This is a genomic window from Lapidilactobacillus concavus DSM 17758 (assembly GCF_001435835.1).
GTDB lineage: Bacteria > Bacillota > Bacilli > Lactobacillales > Lactobacillaceae > Lapidilactobacillus > Lapidilactobacillus concavus.
Genome location: NZ_AZFX01000007.1, coordinates 1 through 477 on the forward strand (window position 1 = coordinate 1; position 477 = coordinate 477).

General features: G+C 30.8%; 1 protein-coding gene. It reads left to right on the plus strand.

The features are described from left to right. Positions 1-123 precede the first annotated feature (123 nt). On the plus strand, positions 124-471 hold the full coding sequence (locus FC15_RS09265; protein ID WP_057823279.1) for a hypothetical protein: 348 nt from the start codon (positions 124-126) through the stop codon (positions 469-471). Positions 472-477 lie beyond the last annotated feature (6 nt).

Genomic DNA, 477 nt, shown 5'->3' on the forward strand with positions numbered 1-477 from the left:
GACAAAATGATACGAAGAAGTCTTCTTGTTATTTACACAAACTTCTTGACACTCCCGAAAGAAGTCTTGACTTCTGAAAAAAATCGCAAAATCGTCTTGAGGAAGCTTTCAGGGGGATAGGTTATGAAATATAAATTGGGTCAATTAATTGAATTAACTTACGAGACAAATGTTGATGGAAGATATAAACCTAAAGATGTTATGGGAATGACTATTACTAAAGAGATTATTCCAACTAAAGCAAAAGTGACAAATACTGATCTTGCAAAATTTTTAGTAGTTAAACCGAATCAGTTTGTTTATAATCCAAGAACACATGGAAAGAAAATTGGGTTAGGTTTTAATAATACAGAAAATCCTTTTATCATAAGTTGGAATAACACAGCTTTTAAAGTAATAGATGAAAATATTCTAAATCCAACTGCTCCTATGTCAATAAATGGCACATCTTTTTCTAAACACTCGTTCTAATTCTGT